The sequence below is a fragment of the Paractinoplanes tereljensis genome (genome assembly GCF_016862435.1).
Taxonomy (GTDB): domain Bacteria; phylum Actinomycetota; class Actinomycetes; order Mycobacteriales; family Micromonosporaceae; genus Actinoplanes; species Actinoplanes tereljensis.
This window is the reverse complement of record NZ_BOMY01000016.1, coordinates 142035-161641: the sequence shown is the minus strand read 5'-3', so window position 1 is coordinate 161641 and position 19607 is coordinate 142035. Positions and strand designations below refer to the sequence as shown.

Genomic DNA, 19607 nt, shown 5'->3' with positions numbered 1-19607 from the left:
CCTCTGACCTCACGGTTCTATGAGAATTTTCCGACCGACGCCCGCTCGGAACTGTTCCAGGGCCGCAGAGTACGAGGTCAGCGGGTACCGATGAGAGACAAAGATCGATGGGTCCAGCACGCCCGCGGCGAGCATCTGGCCGGCCCGGTCGAAGGTGTGCAGGACGGCCATCGACCCGGTGATGGTGATCTCCCGCCGATAGATCTCGTACGGTTCGATGGCGACCCGGGCGTCGTAACTCGCCACTCCGAACTGGAGGAACGTGCCGCCCCGGCCGACCCGCGGCAACCCGTCCCGAATCGCCGCGGCCACGCCCGTACAGTCGATGACCACGTCATATCCGCGGGGCGCGACCAACTCGTCGGCGGACGCGACGGCTGCGGAGCAGCCGAGCCGGGACGCCGTGGCCAGCCGTTCCGGGTTGAGATCGACCACCGAGACCGACTCGGCGCCCGCCCGTTTCGCGAGTTCGAGCATCATCAGCCCCATCGTCCCGGAGCCGTAGATCAGGTACGACGAGGCCATCTGGCGCGGGAGCACGTCGAAGCCGCGCAGCGCGCAGGAGAGCGGCTCGATCAGCGCCGCGTCGCCGGCTTTCAGAACCGAGGGCAACTTGAACAGGTTGGCCATCGGCGCGACCACGAACTCGGCCGCCCCGCCGGCCACCGTCACCCCGATCGCCGCCCAGTTCTCGCACTGGTTGCCCCGGGCCCGCTTGCAGTAATAGCAGTAACCGCAGTACAGCGACGGGTCGACGGCGACCTGGTCACCGACCGCGTAACCGGTGACCGCGGAACCCACCGCCACGATCTCCCCGGCCATCTCGTGGCCGGGGACGATCGGGTAGGCGGGGGCGAACTCGCCGTCCATGATGTGCAGGTCGGTGCCGCAGATGCCGACCGCGGCCGGCTTGACCACCACGTCCGTCGGGCCCGGCGCCGGGTCCGGAATATCAGCTATTTCCAGAGTGCCGGGCGTGACGACGACCGCAGCTCTCACTTGACGGCTCCCATCGACAGGCCGCGGACCAGCTTGTTCTGGGCGAGCCACCCGGCGATCAGCACCGGCAGCGACACCAGCGTCGCGGCCGCGCACAGCCGGGCCAGGAAGAGCCCCTCGGAGGAGATGAAACCGACCAGGAAGATCGGTGCGGTGCCGGCCGCGGTGGCGGTCAGGTTCACCGCCAGGAAGAACTCGTTCCAGGCGAAGATGAAGCAGATCAGCGCGGTGGCGGCGAGGCCGGGCGACACGATCGGCATGATGATCTTGCGGATCGAGGTGATCAGCCCGGCGCCGTCCACCTCGCCGGCCTCCAGCACCTCGCGCGGCACCTCGAGCAGGAACGACCGCATCATCCAGACCGCGAGCGGCAGGTTCATCGACGTGTAGAGGATGACCATGGTCCAGATGTTGTCGAGCATGCCGAGGTGCTTGGCCAGCAGGTAGACCGGCAGCAGCGCGGCCACGGCCGGCATCATCTTGGTGCTGATGAAGAAGAACAGCGTGTCGGTCCACTTCGCTACCGGGCGCAGCGAGAGGGCGTACGCCGCCGGGGTGGCCAGCAGGATGACCAGGAGCGTCGAGAAGATGCTGGCCATCAGCGAGTTCAGCAGGTACGGCGTGATGTTCCGGTCGAAGATCTGCGCGTATTGATCGAGGGTCGGGGTGAAGGTCCAGCTGGGCGGGTTGCTGGCGGCGGCCTGCTCCTGTTTGAAGCTGGTCAGCACCATCCAGATGACCGGGAAGACGAAGATGATCCCGGCGATCCAGGCCACCGTGCCCCAGATCGTGTTGTGCAGACGGGCTCTCATCGATTGTCCTCCATCCGGAAGAGGCTGGAGATGACCCGCAAGGCGAACGTCGCCACGATGATCGTCAGGATCACGACCACCACACCGGCCGCCGACGCCTCGCCGTACTCGAACTTGCGGAACGTGGTCAGGTAGATCTCGTACGGCAGGTTGGTGGTCGCCGTGCCCGGACCGCCCTGGGTGATCGTGAAGATCGCGTCGAACGTGTTGACCAGGTAGATCGAGCCCAGCAGCGCACCCAGTTCGAGGTATTGCCGCAGGTGCGGCAGGGTCATCCGGCGGAAGATCTGCCAGGCGTTGGCGCCGTCGACCCGGGCCGCCTCGATCACCTCGTTCGACTGTGACTGCAGGCCGGCCAGCAGGATCAGCATCATGAACGGCGTCCACTGCCAGACCAGGGTGGCGATCACGGCCGCCTTCGGGTACGACGAGATCCAGTCGGTCTGCCCGCCGAAAATGCCGTTGATCAGGCCGTACGCCGGGTTGAAGATCGCATGTTTCCAGAGCAGCGCGGCGGCCACCGGCATGATCAGGAACGGCGTGATCAGCATCGTCCGCACCACCGAGCGGCCGATGAACTTCCGGTCCAGCAGCAGCGCGAGAAGCAGTCCGAGGATGATCGAGAAGAGCACCGCGCCCGCCGTCAGCAGGACGGTGTTGAACAGCGCCGACCGCAGCCGGCTGTCGTTGAAGACGGTGATGTAGTTGTCCAGCCCGACGAACGGTTTGTCCCCGGGCCGCAGCGCGTTCCAGCTCAGCGTGGACAGGTAGAGCGTGTAGAGGAACGGCACCTGCGTGACGACCAGCGCGAAGATCAGCGCGGGTAGCAGCGGTGCGCGACGCACCCAGCGGTCCTTGGCTCCGCCCTTGGTAGGCGGGACGGGCGCCTGGGTGCGCTCGTCCCGCCGGGCCACCATGGTGGTCATCTACTTGTACTTCTTCGCCACATCTTCGGCCTGCTTCTGACCGTCGGCGAGCGCCTTGTCGACCGTGTTGCTGCCGGCTATCGAGGCGCTCACCTCCTGCGACACCTTGGTGCCGAGGTCGGCGAACTCGGGGATGCCGACGAACTGCACGCCCAGCGCGGGCCGGGGCTGCACGCCCGGGTTGGTCGGGTCGGCGTGCTCGATCGAGCCGAGCGTGATGTCGGCGAACGCGGCGGCCGAGGCCTTGTACTCCGGGATCGAGTAGGTCGAGGTGCGCTTCCCGGACGGCACTCGGGACCAGCCGAGCTTCTCGCCGACCAGCTTCTCGTAGTCCTTGCTGGTCGCCCAGGAGATGAACTTCCAGGCGGCGTCGGCCTTCTTGGTGGTCTTCGGCATCGCCCAGGCCCAGGTCCACAGCCAGCCCGAGTACTCGGTCTTGTTCACCGGGGCGTACGCGTAGCCGACCTTGCCGGCCACCTTGCTGGCGTTCTTGTCCTCCAGGGTGCCGGCGGCCGAGGTGGCGTCGTACCACATGGCGGCCTTGCCCTGGCCGAACGTGTTCAGGCACTCGGTGAAGCCGGCCTGCGGTGCGCCCGCCTCGCCGTACTTCTTGATCAGGTCGACGTAGAAGTTGGTGGCCGCGGTGAACTCCGGCGAGTTGACCTTCGGCGTCCAGTCCTTCTCGAACCAGGTGCCGCCGTAGGTGTTGACCACGGTGGTGAGCGGCGCGAACAGCTCACCCCAGCCGGGCAGGCCGCGCAGGCAGATGCCGGCCACGCCCTTGCCCTTGTCGTCGAGCTTGGCGGCGAAGTCGGCCACCTGCGCCCAGGTCGGGTGCTCGGGCATGGTCAGGCCCTTGGCCGCGAAGAGTTCCTTGTTGTACATGAGGAACGACGACTCGCCGTAGAACGGGGCGGCGTACATCTTGCCGTCCTCGCCGGTCAGCGACTCGACCATCGGCTTGAGCAGGTCACCGGAGTCGTACGCGGAGTCGGCCTGGGCCTGCGTCGACAGCTCGTGCAGCCAGTTGTTCTTGGCCCAGATCGGCACCTCGTACGCGCCGACGGTCGCCACGTCGTACTGCCCGCCCTGGTTTGCAACGTCCTGGGTGACTTTGTCGCGAAGCTCATTCTCCGGGAGGATCGTGAACTTCACGGTGATCCCGGTCTGCTTGGTGAAGTTGTCGGCGGTCAGCTTCTGGATGTCTTCCATCTGCGGGTTGCCGACCATCAGCGCGGTGATGGTGGTGTCACCGGTGTCGCCGCTTCCGCCACCGGTCGACCCGGCGCCGGAGCAACCGGCGGTGAGCAGCAACAGGCCGGCCGCCGCTATGGCAATCTTTTTGGGCATGGTGGAACCTCCGTTTTATTCGAAAACGGTTGGTGGCTATTACAAAAAAATCAGACGCGAATTACCTGCGGGCCCAGCCGGGAATAGCGGTGGGCCTCGGAAACCGGCAGGGCGGTGTCCGTGATCAGGGACTCGAAATCAGAGATCTCGGCGAAACGGCAGAACGTGCGTACCCCGAATTTGGTGTGCAGGCCGGCGAAAATGCGCCGGCGGGACGCCCGAACGGCGTGCGCCTTGATGTCCGCGACGGCCGGGTCCGGGGTGGTCAGCCCGGCTTCCCGGGAGATGCCGTTCGCGCCGACGAAGGCCAGGTCGATCACGAAGCCGGACAGCATCCCGGCCGCCCAGTGGTCGACGGTGGCCAGGGTGCGGCCGCGGACCCGGCCGCCGAGCAGGAGAACCGTGGTCGGCGAGTTCCCGGCCAGCCAGGCCGCGGTGTTCAGGGAGGCGGTGACCACGGTGAGCGGCCGGTCGGTCGGGAGCGCCTCGGCGATCAGCTGCGGCGTGAAGCCCTCGTCGATGAAGATCGTCTCGGCATCTCCGATGAGGCTGGCCGCGGCGGCCGCGATCCGGCGCTTCTCCGGCACCCCGCGGGTGGTGCGGATCGCCAGATCGGTCTCGAATTTCGCGGTCTCCACCGGGTACGCACCGCCATGCGTGCGCCGGATGAGACCGTGTTTTTCCAGCAGCCGCAGATCGCGGCGAATTGTTTCGGCGGAGACGTTCAGTTCGGCGGCGAGTTTGGCGACATTGACCTCGCCGTGCCGGCGGGCCAGCGCGACGATCTGATGCTGTCTCTCATCCCCATTCATCAACACTCCCGCCGTCGATTAACCGTGGACTATTTGTAACACCGGAGAAACTTGTGGCCCGCATCACCACTCAGGCAAGTTAGTTGTTTACTTGCCCGCTTGGCCATCACAAGTTGCCGGGTCATTGCTCGCTTTTATGTATTAAGCGGACAAATCTTCTGCCCGTTTATTCCGGAAACGTGACCGATTCCTGCCCGAGGTGTGCAACCCGGGCTTTCCTCAAGTGCCGAAGGTCCCGGCCGACATTGGTTCCGTGCTAGCGACCCAGCAACTGACGGAGTTCCTCTCCGTCGTCGCCGAACGGCCCGACAGCCCGGCCGTGCAGCATGCTGCCGTGGGCTGCGCCGTTCGGGCCCTCCACGCCGACGTGGCCATACTTCTGATCGACGAGGGCGTGGCCGACACCATCGGGCTCGACGCCGACGACGTACCCATCTACGCCCTTCGCGAGGTCGCCACCGGCCACCGCACCAGCCTCGACCTGGCCGGCCAGCGGTACGCCGTGACGTTCGCCGTGATGGAAGGCGCGGTCGGCGCCCTTCTCGTGCTGGGCCGGCGCGACCAGGCGTTCAGCACCGACGAGGTATGCCTGCTGCGCAACATGGCCCGGGTCTTCCAGCTGAGCCTCGGCTCGGTGCGGATGTTCGAGAACGAACGCCGTTACGCCGAGGAGAACGACCGCCTGCACGATTCGCTCCAGCAGCGACAACTCCTCTTCGAGAAGCTCACCGAGGTGCAGCGGGCGATCGCCCGGCGGTCCCCGCTCGACAAGATCCTCGAGACCATCACCAGCTCGGCCCGGGAACTGCTCAACGTCGAGATGGCCAGTCTCAACATGGTCGACCGGGACGACCCCACCACCGGCAGCATGGTCGCCGCCGCCGGCGTGGCCGAGGAGATCTGCGCGCAGGTCGAACGCCTGCCGCTGGTCGCCGGCGGCGTCTCCGGCCTGGCCATCCTCGGCGACGAACTGGTCATGGTCGAGGACTACCAGGCCTGCCCGATCGCGATGCCGACCATGACCCGGGCGCTGCTGCGCTCGGTGATGGCCACCCCCGTGCACGAGAACGGGCACGCCGTCGGCAGTCTCGCGGTCGGCATGTACAGCGAGGCCCGCGAGTGGGACAAGCCGGCCCAGGAGATGCTGCGGGCGTTCGCCGAGCACGTCAGCCTGGCCATCACCGACGCGCGCACCCTGGAGGCGATGAACCAGGCCTTCCTGGACTCGCTGACCGGCCTGCCCAGTCGCCAGCTCTTCCAGACCCGGATGGAGGAGACCCTGGCCGGCGAGCACGGCGGCCTGGCCGTGCTCTTCATCGACCTCGACCGCTTCAAGATGGTCAACGACTCGCTCGGCCACGCGGCCGGCGACCAGTTGCTCACCGGGGTCGCCGACCGGATCCGCGCCTGCCTGCGCGACGTGGACATCGCGGCCCGGCTCGGCGGCGACGAGTTCGCCGTCCTGCTGCCCGGACTCGGCTCGGCCGAGGAGGCCGTGCCGATCGCGAATCGCCTGCTGGAACGGCTGCGCGCGCCCTTCGAGCTGGGCACCGAGGCGTACGTGACGGCCAGCATCGGCATCGCCTACTGCCCGGCCGGCGCCCCCGAGCCACCCAGCGCCCAGGAACTGATGGTCGACGCCGACCTCGCGATGTACCAGGCGAAGAAGCACGGCAAGGACAAGTTCGAGATGTTCGAGCCGGCCATGCGGGTCGCCTTCCAGGCCACCATCGACATGGAGAGCGACCTGCGCCGCGCGGTCGTCCGGCACGAGTTCGAACTGCGCTACCAGCCCATCGTCCGGCTCAGCTCCGGCGAGATCACCGGCGTCGAGGCCCTGATCCGCTGGCTGCACCCCGAGCGCGGCATCGTCCCGCCGGTCGAGTTCATCCCGCTCGCCGAGGAAACCGGCCTGATCGTGCCGATCGGCGAATGGGTGCTGCGCGAGGCGACCCGGCAGGTGGCCGAGTGGAACACCCGCCGGGCCGGCCGCCCGCTGACGGTCAGCGTGAACATCTCCGCCGTCCAGCTGGAACACACCGTGCTGCCGGACGTCGTGCGGTCGGCACTGGACGCGGCCGGCCTGCCGGCCGACCGCCTGACCCTCGAACTGACCGAGAGCCTGCTGGTCGACCACCGCCCGGAGACCCTCCAACGCCTGCATGACATCAAGGCCTTGGGCGTACGCCTGGCGATCGACGATTTCGGTACGGGTTACTCGTCCCTCGCCTACCTGCGTCAGTTCCCGGTCGACATCATCAAGATCGACAAGTCCTTCGTGGACGACGTGGTCGACGAGCCGACCGCGGCCGCCCTGACCCACGGCATCATCCAGCTGGGCCGGGCCCTGCAGCTGTCCACCATCGCCGAGGGCATCGAACACGCCGGCCAGCTGACGTCCCTGGCCGGCGGCAACTGCGAGCTGGGCCAGGGCTACTACTTCGCCGAGCCCCTGACCGAGTCCGCCTTCGACGACCTGCTGTTCCCGGCCCACTCACCGAACGAGTGCGAGTGAGGGTCACGCACTCTTGCGCAGAGCCGGCCGGATCGAGGTAGGCCGGGTCTCGTCGTCGCCGCGAACCCGGGCCGCGATCTCCTTGCGGACCTCGGCGGCCAGCGGCCGGAGTTCCGGTGCGCCGCGCTCGCCGGTGATGTAACCCTGCACGTGCCGGATGCCGCTGCGATAGATCTGCCGGAGGCTGACCAGGGACTCCTCGTCCACACCCTCGACGACCACCGCGCGCGGAGCGTCCATCGTCTGGCGGGCCACCGCCACGACCAGTTCGAGTTCCCGGGTCGCCAGCTCGTGCTGCAGGATCGCCCGGTCGACCTTGATGTGGGTCAGCCGCAGGTCGACCATCCGGGCCAGCGAGGCGTGCCCGACCCCGAAGTCGTCGAGCGAGAAGGCGACCCCGACGTCCTGGGCGATCGCCGCCAGCCGCTTGTTGAAGTAGTCGTGCGGAGCCTCGCCCCACTGCTCGCCGGCCCACGGCTCGATCGCGTCCTGCTCGGAGATCTCCAGCGTGACGGCACCCGCGTCCAACTCCAGCTCGGAGATCAACTGGCGGAGGGTGTCGACGTAGGAATCGTCGAGCAGCGAGCGCACCGACACGTTCACCGAGACCGGCTTCGGCTCGTCCGCGCTCCACGGGCTGTCGGCATGGGCCAGCTTGTACGCCGTCAGCGCCCGGCCCAGGATCGACCGGTCCCGCTCGACCACGAAGTGATCGCCCCAGGTGTGCGCGAGCTGCAGCATCGCGACCGGCGCACGCTGGTCGTCAAGCGAACGCCGGGCCAATGCCTCGTAGCTGTGCACCCCCACCTGGGTCCACGCCTCGCCGATCGTGACCACCGGCTGGAACACGATGCGGAACGACTCGAGCACCTCGCGGTAGAGGTCCAGGGCCCGCTCGAACATCTGGTCCGGGAGTCGGCCGAACACCGAGCGCAGGGCGCTGAGGAAGTGGAGTTCCGACTCCTCCGGCGAATCGGCGGTGGTGGTGTGCCAGATGGTCTCCAGCACCTTCGCGCCGGTCTGGCCGAGCTCGACCAGCCACTCCGGCGGATCGACCACGGCCAGCAGCCGGGCCGTGCTCGACGCCGGTCCGAGCGGGGCGCACCACAGCCGGCGCGGCCCCTCGCGCACGGTGTGCCCGAACCCGCGCGGACGGGCGGCCCGCAGCAGGTGGCGTACGGCGTCGAGGTCGAACCCGTCGGTGGCGTCGACCGCGACGTAGCCGTCCTCGCCGCTGCCGAGATAGGCCACCCCACCGGCCCCGAGCGCCGACCGCACCCGCTCGACGTGGCCGACCATCGGCCCGGTGCGGGCCAGCCGCCGGATCAGCCGGGTCAACTCGGGTGCGTGCCGGTCGAGCGGGTTGCCCAGCGGAATGATCGACACCTGGTGCGCGCCCGCGTGCCGCGGGTCGAGACCGCTCAGCGTCTCGACGGACGCGCCGTCGCGCAACGCCTCGAGGACGTGGTGGGTGAAGACACCGTGCTGAACTGTCGCGTCCTCGCGAGTCGCCGCGTCCGGGGCGCAGGCGACCAGAACGCCGTGCCGCGGGTCGTCGCGGCCGCCGGCGTCGACCAGGTCGGTGCCCTGGAACGTGGCGGAACCGTCGGCCCGGCAGCAGTCCAGGATCGCCACCGCCGTCCCGCGGAAGTGCGGCAGGACGTCCCGGTTCAGGAAGGTCATCCGCAGGCCCGCGTCCGGCCGCTCGGACAGCGCCGACTCGTCGAGGTCCGGCGTCACCAGATAGAACTCCGAGCCGCGACTCCAGGACGGCTCGACCACCTGGCCGGCGTAGTACACCAGGAGGACATCGGACTCGTCGGACTCGAGCGCGATGCGGCGAAGGGTCCGCTTGATCTCGGCGGCCCGCACCCGCGATCCGGAGAAAAGCACTATTTCGTACGTATCACCCAGAGCGTCGTGAACCGCGACCGCATCTCGCTCAGCGTAGCGAAGGGGTGACATTGAGCTTCGGACACCGACCCCATCGACTCCGATGATCACTGCGAGGCGTCGATGTGCCACCCAGAATCCTCGAAGGTGAGCGCTGCCCGGATGTCTGGCCCTCAGTGATACTAGTGAGCCGCAGGTTAATCAAGTCGATCTGCGACTTCAGGTCAAGGCACGACGAAGCCGCCCCGGGTGCGGCCGGGGCGGCTTCGAGTCTGTTGGTTCAGATGAGCCAGCGGTTCTTCTGCACGATCGGGAGCTTGGCCCAGATCTTGCCGAGGCCCCAGGTCTGTCCGGCGTAGGTCAGTGCGAAGACGATCGCGGCCAGCGCGTAGACGACGTGGTAGTCGACGATCGGGTTCGAGCTGCCGGAGGCGAGGGGCCACTCGGCCAGCCACATCATCGCCATGATCGCGGTGCCCGCTCCGGCGGCGACCCGCAGGCCGATGCCGAGGATGAGGGCGAGGCCGACGCCGAGCATGCCGAGCATGAACAGCCAGTTGGCCCAGCCGGCGCCGGCGATGTTGTGGAAGAAGCTCTGGAAGGGTCCGACTTCGACGCTGGCGAGGAAGCCCTTGGTCGGGGACCCGCCGTTGATCCAGGCTTTGGCCGAGGGGGTGCTGAACCCGAAGCCGAAGGTCTTGTCAAGGAAGGCCCAGAGGAAGACGAAGCCGGTGGCGACGCGCAGGGTGGCGAGCACGCGGGCGGCGGGTTTGGTGATCATCGCGCCCGGGGCTTCGACGGTCTCGAGTTGGTGGGCGTGTGCGGTGGTGGTCATCGTTGCCTCCGGGGTCTCTTTATCTCTCACCACTGAGATTCCTCCGATGGCGGAGGCGAGACCCGGGCTGAAACTCCCCACCTGGCGGGACCAAAGTCCTGCCGTCAGGCGCCGGCCGCCGCGATCTCGGCGCGTATCTGGGCCGGGTTCGCCGTCGTGGTCAGCAGCAGGTGCAGCAGGAGACGGGCCTTGTAGGGGTCCAGGCTGCCGGCCGGGATGAGGCCTCGGTCCAGGAGATCTCGTTCGGAGCCGGGGAAGCCGTACGTGTCGGTGCCGACGTAACCGGCGCCGGTGCGGGAGGCCAGCACCACCGGGATCCGGGCCGCGGCCTCGGCCAGGTGGGGCACCCACGACTCGGGCACGTGGCCGACCCCGAAGGCCGCGATCACCAGGCCGTCCACCTGCTCGGCCACGGTGCGCAGCAGGGTTCCGTCGTCGCCCAGCGTGGCGGTGCAGAGACCCACCCGCACCGATTCCCGGGTCGGGGCCGACGGCAGGGTGTACCGCTGCACGGGCCGGTTGACCAGGCGGGGCCGGCCCTCCACGACGTAACCGAGCGGGCCGCCGTTGGCGGAGGCGAAGGTGGCCACGTGCATCGAGTGGGTCTTGCGTACCCGGGCGGCGGCGTGGATCTCGTCGGCCAGCACCACCAGGCAGCCGAGATCGCGGGCGGCCGGGTCGGCGGCGACGGTGACGGCGGCCAGCAGGTTGGCCGGGCCGTCCGCGCCGGCCAGGGTGGGGTTACGCATCGCACCGGTGACCACGATCGGCTCGGGGCCGGTGTGCAGGAGATCGAGGACGTACGCGGTCTCCTCGATGGTGTCGGTGCCCTGGGTGATCACCGTGCCGGTGGCGGAGCTCTGCCGGATCAGGTCGGCGAGGTCGGTCAGGTCGGTCAGGGTCAGCGACGCTCCGGGTTTGTTCCGGAAGCTGTGCACCTCGAGGTCGCCGGGCAGGCCGGGGACGGCGTCGACCAACTGCTGCGCGGTCAGGCTGGGCACGACACCGGCCGAACCGGTCATGGCGATCGTGCCACCGAGCCCGACGACCAGGACGCGGCTCATCGGCTGGGTTTCCGTTCCAGGAGGGTGATGCCGAGAAGTGGGTACTGCCAGCGACGGACCGGTTGGTAATTGTCGGCGAGAACCTTCCGCTTGGGACCGATCATATTGGCGTACGGATCGGCGCTGTTGTCAACGCGGATCACCCAGATCCGGGGCGGCGCGCCCAAGCACGTGGCCGCCGGGCACTCGGTGGCCAGGAAGCGGCCGTCGGTGCGCTGCGGCTCGGTGCGCAGCACGTCGGGTGGGCGCGGGGGCGACAGGTAGCGCTCGTAGATGTCGCGGGGCGCCCACGGGATGCTCGGGTGGGTGTCGGGGAAGACCACGACGTCGCCAGGGCGCTCGAGTGGGGTGATCACCGCGGCGATCTTCGCCGAGTCCTCCGAGTGCCCAGCCGGGGCGCGGGCGTCGAGCTGGGCCGGCCAGCCGATCAGGGTGAGCAGCAGCAGGACCACGGTGGCCGGGCGCGGCCCGAAGCGTAGCGCCGCCACGGCGGCCAGCACGGCCAGGGCGGGCAGCGACACCAGTACGTACCGGGCGCTCCAGATCGGCTCGAACAGGCCCGCGACCAGCAACAGCAGGATCGGCCCGAAGCCGGCGGCGGCCAGACTCGCGGACTCGCGTGCTCCCAGGACGGCCAGGCCCAGCACCAGGCCGGCCACCGCGCCGGACAGGAAGATCCGGTCGGGGACCACCTGCAGCAGGTCGATGGTGAGGACCTTGATCCAGGAGAGCTGGCCGCGCTGCCGGGCGCCGAGGGCGGTGAGCACCAGGGCGGGCAGGCCGCCGAGCACGGCCGCCGGGAGCCAGAAGGCCGCGACCCGCGGACCGCGGCGCCAGGCCACCGCCGCGCCGTGAGCGGCCAGCACCAGCAGGGCGCTGAGCGGGTGGCTCAGTCCGGTCAGGGCCACCGCACCGGCATAACCGGCCGCGCGCGCCACGGTGGGCCGGTCCAGCAGCCGGATCAGGAACAGCAGGGCCAGGGTGCCGGCGAAGATCGCGAACGCGTAGGAGCGTGCCTCCTGGCCGTACCGGGAGGTAGCGGGCAGGACCGCGAAGATCAGGCCGGCCAGCAGGCCGGCCGCCGGGCCGCCGAGACGGCGTCCCAACGCGGTGGTGAGCAGGGTGGCCGCGATCATCGCGAGCAGGGCGGGGAGGCGCAGGGCCACCGTCGAGGTGCCGGCGATTGAGGTGTACGCCTTCATGGCCGCGTAGTAGGGCGCGAGCACGATGTCGACGTTGTCGGTCAGTTCCCGCAGCTGTTCCCAGCTGAGCCGCACGGCTCCCCAGGTGGCCAGCTCGTCGGCCCAGAGGGCGGGGGTGGTGAGCCGCCAGCCGCCGAGCACCGCGGTGACCAGCGCGGGTGCCACCCAGGTGAGCCAGGTCGTCGGCCGTGCCGGGGCGGTGGGGGCGGCCCGTTGCCGGGGGATGATCGCCGTCTGTGCATCCGAGCGGGCGACCGTGTCCATGGTGGATGGCACGTTAATCCGCGTCGATGTACGGCGGATGAACGGTCAGCCGAAGAACTCCTGGATCTGGGTCAGCGTGAGGTAACCCTGCGGTTCCAGCTCGGCCGGCATCGCGGCCAGCGGCTTGGCGGTGACCGGCACCTCGGGCACGTCGGCCGGCAGGGTCGGCACGGGCGGGGTGGGCGGGAGACCGGGCATGGACATGGCCTGCCGGATCACCTCGAACATGGACCGCACCTCGGACACCGCCCGGGCCGACAGGTCGGCGCCGCCGTGCGGCGACGCGCAGGTGAAGTTGGCGCGCAGCCGGTCGGCGCAGCGCCGGATGTCGGCGCTGGGACGCAGGTGGTCGAGCCGGCCCTCGGCGACGATGCCCAGTTCGCAGGCGGTCAGCCCGGACTGCCGCCACCACGATCGCCAGGCCGGGTCGGCGTCGAGGGTGAGCGCCACGTGCCGGAGCGCGATCATGTAGTCCTGCGGGGCGAGGCCCTCGACGGTGGTGGTGCCCATGTGCGGGTGCAGCCACGAGGTGCCCCAGGCCGCGACGTTGGAGCCGGTGTGGGTGCTGACCGCGGTCTGGTGCTGCCAGTCAGCCCGGGTGGAGGTGCGGTAGGCGCGTTCGGCCACCGGGAGCAGCTGGTCGCCGGGGGAGCCGGTGTAGGTGGCGAGTGCGGCCGGGGCGCCCAGGACCTTGCGGTAGGCCCGGTTCCCGGCGGCGACGGCCGCGCAGCGTACGCCCAGGAACGACGCGCCGGAGGTGGCCACCGCGTGATAGTGCGCGGGGGTGTCCAGCGCGTGCAGTGCGCGGGCCAGATGGTCGGCGAAGTCCCGGATGTCCGCGGCGGCGTGGTCGGAGAGCTCGTCGGCCAGGCGTTCGAGGTTGGCCGGGTCGGGGCCGGTCCGGTCGACCAGTTCCCAGAAGGTCTGCTCGTCCATGACGGCATGCTGTCACCAGGGGCACACCGGGATAGGTAAGACATTCCGTCACGTCCGGGCGATTACCCGTTGGTAATGAGCGCTTCGTCACCCGGCCGACGGACTTTCATAAGTTGGTGATATAAAAAATTGGTGCGGGATACAGACACTCTCTCGGCCGAGGACCTGGCCATCGCCGGCGGTTTCGAGCGCTTCTACGAGGTGCTTCGCCGGCTGACACCACGTTCCGAGCTGAGCCTGACCGCCGCCTCGACCCTGCGCCGCCTGGAGCGCTCGGGCCCACATCGGCTCTGTGAGCTGCACGCGCCCGAGGGGGTGAGCCAGCCCGCGATGACGCAGCTGATCACCCGCCTGGAGAAGGAGGGGCTGGCCAAGCGCGGCAGCGACCCGGACGACGGCCGGGCCGTGGTGGTCACCATCACCGACGACGGCCGGGCCGCGGTGGCTCGCCGCCGCGAGGGCCGCACCCGGGCGCTGTCCGCCCTGCTGGAGCAGCTCCCGGCCGAGGACCACGCGGCCATTCTGGCGGCTCTGCCCGCGCTCGAGCGGCTCAGCGACCTGATGGCCGAGCAGCCTCCCCTCTGAGAAATGAAAGGGGCACTCGGTTGATCACGACCGACCACCCTCGGTACAAGTGGGTCGCGCTGTCGAACACCACCCTCGGCAATCTGCTCGCCACGATCAACTCGTCGATCGTGCTGATCTCGCTCCCGGCGATCTTCAAGGGCATCCACGTCGACCCGCTCGATGCCGGCAACGTCAGCTATCTGCTCTGGATGCTGATGGGCTACATGCTGGTCACCGCGGTGCTGGTGGTGACGCTGGGCCGGCTCGGCGACATGTACGGCCGGGTGAAGATCTACAACGCCGGCTTCGCGATCTTCACGATCACCAGCGTCATCCTGTCGCTCGACCCGTTCGACGGCGGTGGCGGTGCACTGTGGCTGATCGGCTGGCGGGTGCTGCAGGCGGTCGGCGGCGCGATGCTGATGGCCAACTCGGCCGCGATCATCACCGACGCGTTCTCGGCCGAGCAGCGCGGCATGGCGCTCGGTGTCAACATCGTCTCGGCGCTGGCCGGTTCGTTCATCGGCCTGGTGCTGGGTGGGGTGCTCGCCGAGTGGGACTGGCGCTCGATCTTCTGGGTCAACATCCCGCTGGGCGTCCTCGGCACCATCTGGGCGTACCGATCGCTGCACGACACCGGCGTCCGCCGGCCCGCGAAGATCGACTGGTGGGGCAACGCGACCTTCGCGATCGGCCTGACGGCCGTGCTGGCCGCGATCACTTACGGCATCCAGCCGTACGGCGGGCACACCATGGGCTGGACCAACCCGTGGGTGCTGACCGGCCTGATCGGCGGCGCGTTCGTGCTTGCCGCGTTCGGGATCATCGAGACCCGGGTGGCCGAGCCGATGTTCCCGCTCGCTCTGTTCAAGAACATCGGCTTCACCAGCGGTAACGCCGCGAACCTGCTGGCCAGCGTGGCCCGCGGCGGTCTCCAGTTCATGCTGATCATCTGGTTGCAGGGCATCTGGCTGCCACTGCACGGGTACGACTACGAGTCGACCCCGCTGTGGGCCGGCATCTACCTGGTCCCGATGACGATCGGCTTCCTGGCGGCCGGCCCGCTCGCCGGTTACCTCTCCGACAAGTTCGGGCCGCGCCTGTTCGCGTCGGGTGGCCTGCTGGTGATGGCCGCGTCCTTTGTCGGCCTGCTCCTGCTGCCGGGCGACTTCAACTACACGATCTTCGCGATCCTGATCTTCATCAACGGCCTGGGCGGTGGCCTGTTCGCGGCGCCGAACACGTCGCTGATCATGTCGAGCGTGCCGGCCAACATGCGCGGCGCCGCCTCTGGCATGCGGGCCACCTTCCAGAACGCCGGCCAGGTGCTCTCCATCGGCGTCTTCTTCTCGCTGATGGTGGCCGGTCTGGCCGACTCGCTGCCGGGCACCCTCAGCACCGGCCTGACCTCGCAGGGCGTTCCCGCCGACACGGCCAACATGATCGCCCAGCTGCCGCCGGTGGGCACGCTGTTCGCGGCGTTCCTCGGCTTCAACCCGATCGGCGAACTGCTCGGCCCGGCGGTGCTGGGCGCACTGCCGGCCGCCAACGCGGCCAACCTGACCGGCCTGGAGTTCTTCCCGCGACTCATCTCCGAGCCGTTCCACGACGGCCTGGTGATCGTCTTCTGGCTGGCCATCGCGATGGCCGTGGCCGGTGCGCTGCTCTCCCTGCTGCGCAGCAAGAAGGTGCCGCCAGCAGAGGGGTTCGTCGCGCACGAGGCCGAGGTCAAGGCCGAGCTGTCCGACGCGCAGCCGCTGAGCCCGGCCACCGCGGTTTCCGAGCCGCTGGACCGGGCGCAGCAGTAACTCCTAGGCGGTAGCGGTGGCCGCGTCGAGCAGGTGCTCGGCGATCGAGCGGGCCAGGACGGCGGCGCCGGCCTGCTTGTCCATCCGGCCGCCGACCGAGGCGCCGTCGTAGAGGATCACCAGCTGGTCGGCGAGGGCGGCCGGGTCGGCCACCCCGGCGTCCCGGGCCAGCTCGGTGAACAGGCCCCTGGTCCAGGCGCGGTTGGCGGTGGAGACCTGGTCGACCGCGCCGCCCTCGGCCACCGACTCGGCGCTGGCGTTGTAGAAGGCGCAGCCCCGGAAACCGGGCGTGCCGGTCACCTCGGCGAGCACGTCGAAGACGCCGAGGAGCCGGTCGCGCGGGTTGTCGAACCGCTCGAGCCCGGCCAGCAGTCGCTTGCGGCGGAGCTCGTGCCGGTTTTCCAGGTAGGCCCGGACCAGCTCCTCCTTGCTGCCGAAGCTGCTGTAGAGCGACGCCTTGGCGACCCCGGCGCGCTCGATGACGCGGTCGATGCCGACGGTGTGCACGCCCTCGGCGTAGAAGAGCTCGTCCGCGGCGGCCAGCAGGCGCTCGCGGGCCGACGGCTTACGGGCCGCGGTAGGTGATGCGGGTGACATGGGTTTGACGATACCAGACAGGTCTGTCTAGTCTCTTGGAGGCAGACAGACCTGTCTGTTCACAAGCGAAAGGCTCGCCATGACCACCGTTGCTGAAGCGCCACCGGTCATTCGCAACCGGCGGCTGTCTCGCCCGGTCGCGTTCGCGGCCATCGCCGCGATCTTCGTGACCTTCACCGCCGCGTCCGCCGCGCCCTCCCCGCTGTACGTCGTCTACCAGCACCTCTGGGGCTTCTCGGCGACCACGCTCACGGTGGTCTTCGCGGTCTACGTGGTCGGGCTGATCGGGTCGCTGCTCATGCTGGGCGCGCTCTCCGACCACGTCGGCCGCCGCCCGGTGCTGGCCGCCGCGATCGCGCTGGAGGCCGCCTCGCTCGTCCTCTTCCTCACCGCCGGTGACGTCACGGTCCTGCTCGTGGCCCGACTGCTGCAGGGCATCGCCACCGGCGCCGCGCTCACCACCCTCGGTGCGGCCCTGGTCGACCTCAACCCGCCGCACGCTCCCGGACGGGCCGGCCTGATCAACGGCATCGCGCCGACCGCCGGACTGGCCGTCGGTGCGCTGGGCTGCGGTGCCCTGGTCCAGTTCGCGCCCGAGCCCACCCACCTGGTCTGGGCCCTGCTGCTGGCCGGGATGCTGCTCTCCGGCGTGGTGGTGGCCCGCCTTCCGGAGACCTCGATCCGCCGCCCCGGCGCGGTCGCCTCGCTCTCGCCCCGGCTCGGCGTGCCGGCCCGGCTGCGCGGCGACCTGCTGGCCCTGGTGCCGGTGATCGTGGCCAGCTGGGCGATCGGCGGGCTCTACCTGTCGCTCGGCCCGTCGGTCGCGGCCGCCGAACTCGGGCTCACCAACCATCTGGTCGGCGGCCTGGTGGTGACGCTGCTCTGCGGCACCGGCGCGATCACGTCGTACGCCATGCGCAGCGTGCCCACCCCGCGTGTGCTCACCCTGGCCGCTGCCCTGCTCACCGCGGGTTCGCTGATCAGCGTGGCCGGTGTCGAGTGGTCGAACATCGCGGTCGCTGCGATCGGCACGGTGATCTCCGGCATCGGCTTCGGCGCCTCAGCGCTGGCCTCGTTCGGCACCCTCGCGGTGCTGGCCGCCCCGCACGAGCGGGGTGAGCTGTTCGCGGTCGCGCTGACCATCGCGTACATCGCGTTCAGCGTGCCCGCCGTGATCGCTGGTTTCGCCGCCACCTCGGTCGGCCTGCACCGCACCACGCTGGTCTACGGACTGGTCGTGGCGGTACTGGCGGCAGCGGCACTGACAGCTCAACGGCTGAGGGCGCGGATCAGCTAAAAGGCCATCTTTCGTGCGTCCCCGGCGTGGGCGACCTCCCTTGAGGTCGCCCACGCCGCAGCATATGGGGCGAAACAGACACGAGAGGGCTTGAGATGCGAAGAAGACTTCTGGCTGCGGCCATCACGATCGCCGTGGCGGCGGCCGGCGCCACGGCGACCGGGGCGCGCGCAGAACCGCGGCTCAAGCCCGGTTATCCCAAGCTCACCTGGGGCACCTGCACCGACCCGTCACTGGTCAGCCGGAAGGCCGAGTGTGGCTTCGTCACGGTGCCGATGGACTACAAGGACCCGGACGGCGAGACCATCGAGATCGCCATCTCGCGGATCAAGCACACCGTCCCGCAGAAGAAGTACCAGGGCGTCATGCTGGTCAACCCGGGCGGCCCGGGCGGGAAGGGCCAGAGCCTCGGAGTGATCGGTTCGCTGGTGCCCAAGCGGGCCGGCGAGGCGTACGACTGGATCGGTTTCGACCCGCGCGGGGTGGGCGCCAGCAAGCCGTCGCTGAGCTGTGACACCCACTACGCCGGCTACAACCGGCCGGAGTACGTGCCGACCACGACCGCGATCGAGAAGACCTGGCTGGAGCGGGCCGAGAAGTACGCGTCGGACTGCGCCAAGGCCGGCGGTCCCCTGCTCGACCACCTCAAGACCCAGGACACCGTCCGGGACATGGAGAGCATCCGCCTCGTCCTCGGCGCCACCCAGATCAACTTCTACGGCTTCTCGTACGGCACGTACCTGGGCCAGGTCTACGCCACGATGTTCCCGTCCCGGGTGCGCCGGATGGTCCTCGACGGCAACGTCAACCCGGCTCGGGTCTGGTACGACTCGAACATCGACCAGGACATCGCGTTCGACAAGAACATGAAGGTCTACTTCGGCTGGCTCGCCAAGTACGACCGGGTCTACCACCTCGGCCGCACCGCCAAGGCGGTCGAGCGTCGCTACTACGCCGAGCGGGCCAAGCTCGCCACCAAGCCGGCCGGCGGGGTGCTCGGCTCGTCCGAGTTCACCGACATCTTCCTGCAGGCGGGTTACTACGTCTTCGGCTGGGAGGAGATCGCGCAGGCGTTCGCCGCCTGGGTGCACAAGAAAGACGCGGAACCGCTCAAGAAGCTGTACGACAAGAACAACGACCAGGGCGAGGGCGGCGACAACGGGTACGCCATCTACCTGGGTGTGCAGTGCACCGACGTGCAGTGGCCGCTGAGCTGGACCAAGTGGGCCGCGGACAACTGGGAGGCGCACCGCAAGGCGCCGTTCGAGACCTGGGCCAACGCCTGGTACAACGCGCCCTGCCGCACCTGGGCCGGCAAGCCGGGCATCCCGACCACCGTCTCCGGCGAGGGCGTGCCGCCGATCCTGCTGATCAGCGAGACCCTGGACGCGGCCACCCCGTTCAACGGCAGCATCGAGGTGCGCAAGCGGTTCCCGCGCTCGTCGCTGATCGAGGGCGTCGGCGGGACCACCCACGCGGGCTCGCTGTTCGGCGACGAGTGCATCGACAACACGATCGCCGACTACCTCGCCACCGGCGCACTCCCCAAGCGCAAGGCGGGGGAGCGGTCCGACAAGCGTTGCCCGCCGATTCCCCAGCCGAACCCCGCCGACGACGGCGCGGACGACGTCAAGGGCAAGCGGCCGGCCGAGGCCCTGCTGCTGCAGCGGGCGCTCATCCGGTAACGAGATCCGCACCACCTTGCAACCGGTCGGCACCCGGCGGCGGTT

General features: G+C 69.3%; 16 protein-coding genes. 5 read left to right on the top strand and 11 right to left on the bottom strand.

Going from position 1 to position 19607, the window contains the following annotated elements:
- Positions 1-9 precede the first annotated feature (9 nt).
- Genes Ate02nite_RS12235 through Ate02nite_RS12215 form a run of 5 tightly spaced genes read right to left on the bottom strand, consistent with a single transcriptional unit; the run spans position 10 to position 4899 of the window.
- Positions 10-999 (bottom strand): zinc-dependent alcohol dehydrogenase family protein, encoded by a 990-nt coding sequence (locus Ate02nite_RS12235; RefSeq protein WP_203804108.1) that lies wholly within the window; start codon positions 997-999, stop codon positions 10-12.
- Positions 996-1811 (bottom strand): carbohydrate ABC transporter permease, encoded by an 816-nt coding sequence (locus Ate02nite_RS12230; protein WP_203804106.1) that lies wholly within the window; start codon positions 1809-1811, stop codon positions 996-998. Before Ate02nite_RS12230 ends, Ate02nite_RS12235 begins: the two co-directional genes overlap by 4 nt.
- Entirely contained in the window at positions 1808-2737 is a 930-nt protein-coding gene (locus tag Ate02nite_RS12225; RefSeq protein ID WP_203804104.1) for a carbohydrate ABC transporter permease, read from the bottom strand. Before Ate02nite_RS12225 ends, Ate02nite_RS12230 begins: the two co-directional genes overlap by 4 nt.
- On the bottom strand, positions 2738-4087 hold the full coding sequence (locus Ate02nite_RS12220) for an ABC transporter substrate-binding protein (protein WP_203804102.1): 1350 nt from the start codon (positions 4085-4087) through the stop codon (positions 2738-2740).
- Positions 4088-4137: 50 nt separating this feature from the next.
- Positions 4138-4899 carry a DeoR/GlpR family DNA-binding transcription regulator gene (locus tag Ate02nite_RS12215; protein WP_203804099.1) on the bottom strand — a complete coding sequence of 254 codons (762 nt, stop codon included), beginning with the start codon at positions 4897-4899 and terminating at the stop codon, positions 4138-4140.
- 253 nt (positions 4900-5152) lie between these two features.
- Here Ate02nite_RS12215 and Ate02nite_RS12210 point away from each other — a divergent pair, with 253 nt between their 5' ends.
- On the top strand, positions 5153-7414 hold the full coding sequence (locus Ate02nite_RS12210; protein WP_239147333.1) for a putative bifunctional diguanylate cyclase/phosphodiesterase: 2262 nt from the start codon (positions 5153-5155) through the stop codon (positions 7412-7414).
- A gap of 3 nt (positions 7415-7417) precedes the next feature.
- Here the strand turns inward: Ate02nite_RS12210 and Ate02nite_RS12205 are convergent, their stop codons facing one another.
- The 5 genes from Ate02nite_RS12205 to Ate02nite_RS12185 form a co-directional block, all read right to left on the bottom strand.
- On the bottom strand, positions 7418-9418 hold the full coding sequence (locus Ate02nite_RS12205; protein ID WP_203804431.1) for an EAL domain-containing protein: 2001 nt from the start codon (positions 9416-9418) through the stop codon (positions 7418-7420).
- Positions 9419-9587: 169 nt separating this feature from the next.
- Positions 9588-10142, bottom strand: coding sequence for a DoxX family protein (locus Ate02nite_RS12200; RefSeq protein WP_203804086.1), 555 nt, complete (start codon positions 10140-10142; stop codon positions 9588-9590).
- Positions 10143-10246: 104 nt separating this feature from the next.
- Positions 10247-11206: an asparaginase gene (locus Ate02nite_RS12195; protein ID WP_203804083.1), complete on the bottom strand. Its 960-nt coding sequence runs from the start codon at positions 11204-11206 to the stop codon at positions 10247-10249.
- Positions 11203-12672: a glycosyltransferase family 39 protein gene (locus Ate02nite_RS12190; RefSeq protein ID WP_203804078.1), complete on the bottom strand. Its 1470-nt coding sequence runs from the start codon at positions 12670-12672 to the stop codon at positions 11203-11205. Before Ate02nite_RS12190 ends, Ate02nite_RS12195 begins: the two co-directional genes overlap by 4 nt.
- A 45-nt stretch (positions 12673-12717) precedes the next feature.
- Entirely contained in the window at positions 12718-13608 is an 891-nt protein-coding gene (locus Ate02nite_RS12185; protein WP_203804075.1) for a DUF4240 domain-containing protein, read from the bottom strand.
- 132 nt (positions 13609-13740) lie between these two features.
- On the opposite strand from Ate02nite_RS12185, the gene Ate02nite_RS12180 reads away from it, so the two are divergent.
- Both Ate02nite_RS12180 and Ate02nite_RS12175 read left to right on the top strand, forming a co-directional pair.
- The gene (locus Ate02nite_RS12180) at positions 13741-14193 is read left to right on the top strand and encodes a MarR family winged helix-turn-helix transcriptional regulator (protein WP_203804072.1); all 453 of its coding nucleotides are present in this window, start codon (positions 13741-13743) and stop codon (positions 14191-14193) included.
- Between the two features lie 20 nt (positions 14194-14213).
- Positions 14214-15983 (top strand): MFS transporter, encoded by a 1770-nt coding sequence (locus Ate02nite_RS12175; protein WP_203804063.1) that lies wholly within the window; start codon positions 14214-14216, stop codon positions 15981-15983.
- A gap of 3 nt (positions 15984-15986) precedes the next feature.
- Here the strand turns inward: Ate02nite_RS12175 and Ate02nite_RS12170 are convergent, their stop codons facing one another.
- Positions 15987-16580, bottom strand: coding sequence for a TetR/AcrR family transcriptional regulator (locus Ate02nite_RS12170; RefSeq protein WP_203804060.1), 594 nt, complete (start codon positions 16578-16580; stop codon positions 15987-15989).
- A gap of 79 nt (positions 16581-16659) precedes the next feature.
- On the opposite strand from Ate02nite_RS12170, the gene Ate02nite_RS12165 reads away from it, so the two are divergent.
- The gene (locus Ate02nite_RS12165; RefSeq protein ID WP_203804058.1) at positions 16660-17877 is read left to right on the top strand and encodes an MFS transporter; all 1218 of its coding nucleotides are present in this window, start codon (positions 16660-16662) and stop codon (positions 17875-17877) included.
- 95 nt (positions 17878-17972) lie between these two features.
- A complete protein-coding gene (locus Ate02nite_RS12160; RefSeq protein WP_203804056.1) occupies positions 17973-19562 on the top strand; it encodes an alpha/beta fold hydrolase in 1590 nt (529 codons plus the stop codon).
- Positions 19563-19607: the final 45 nt, after the last annotated feature.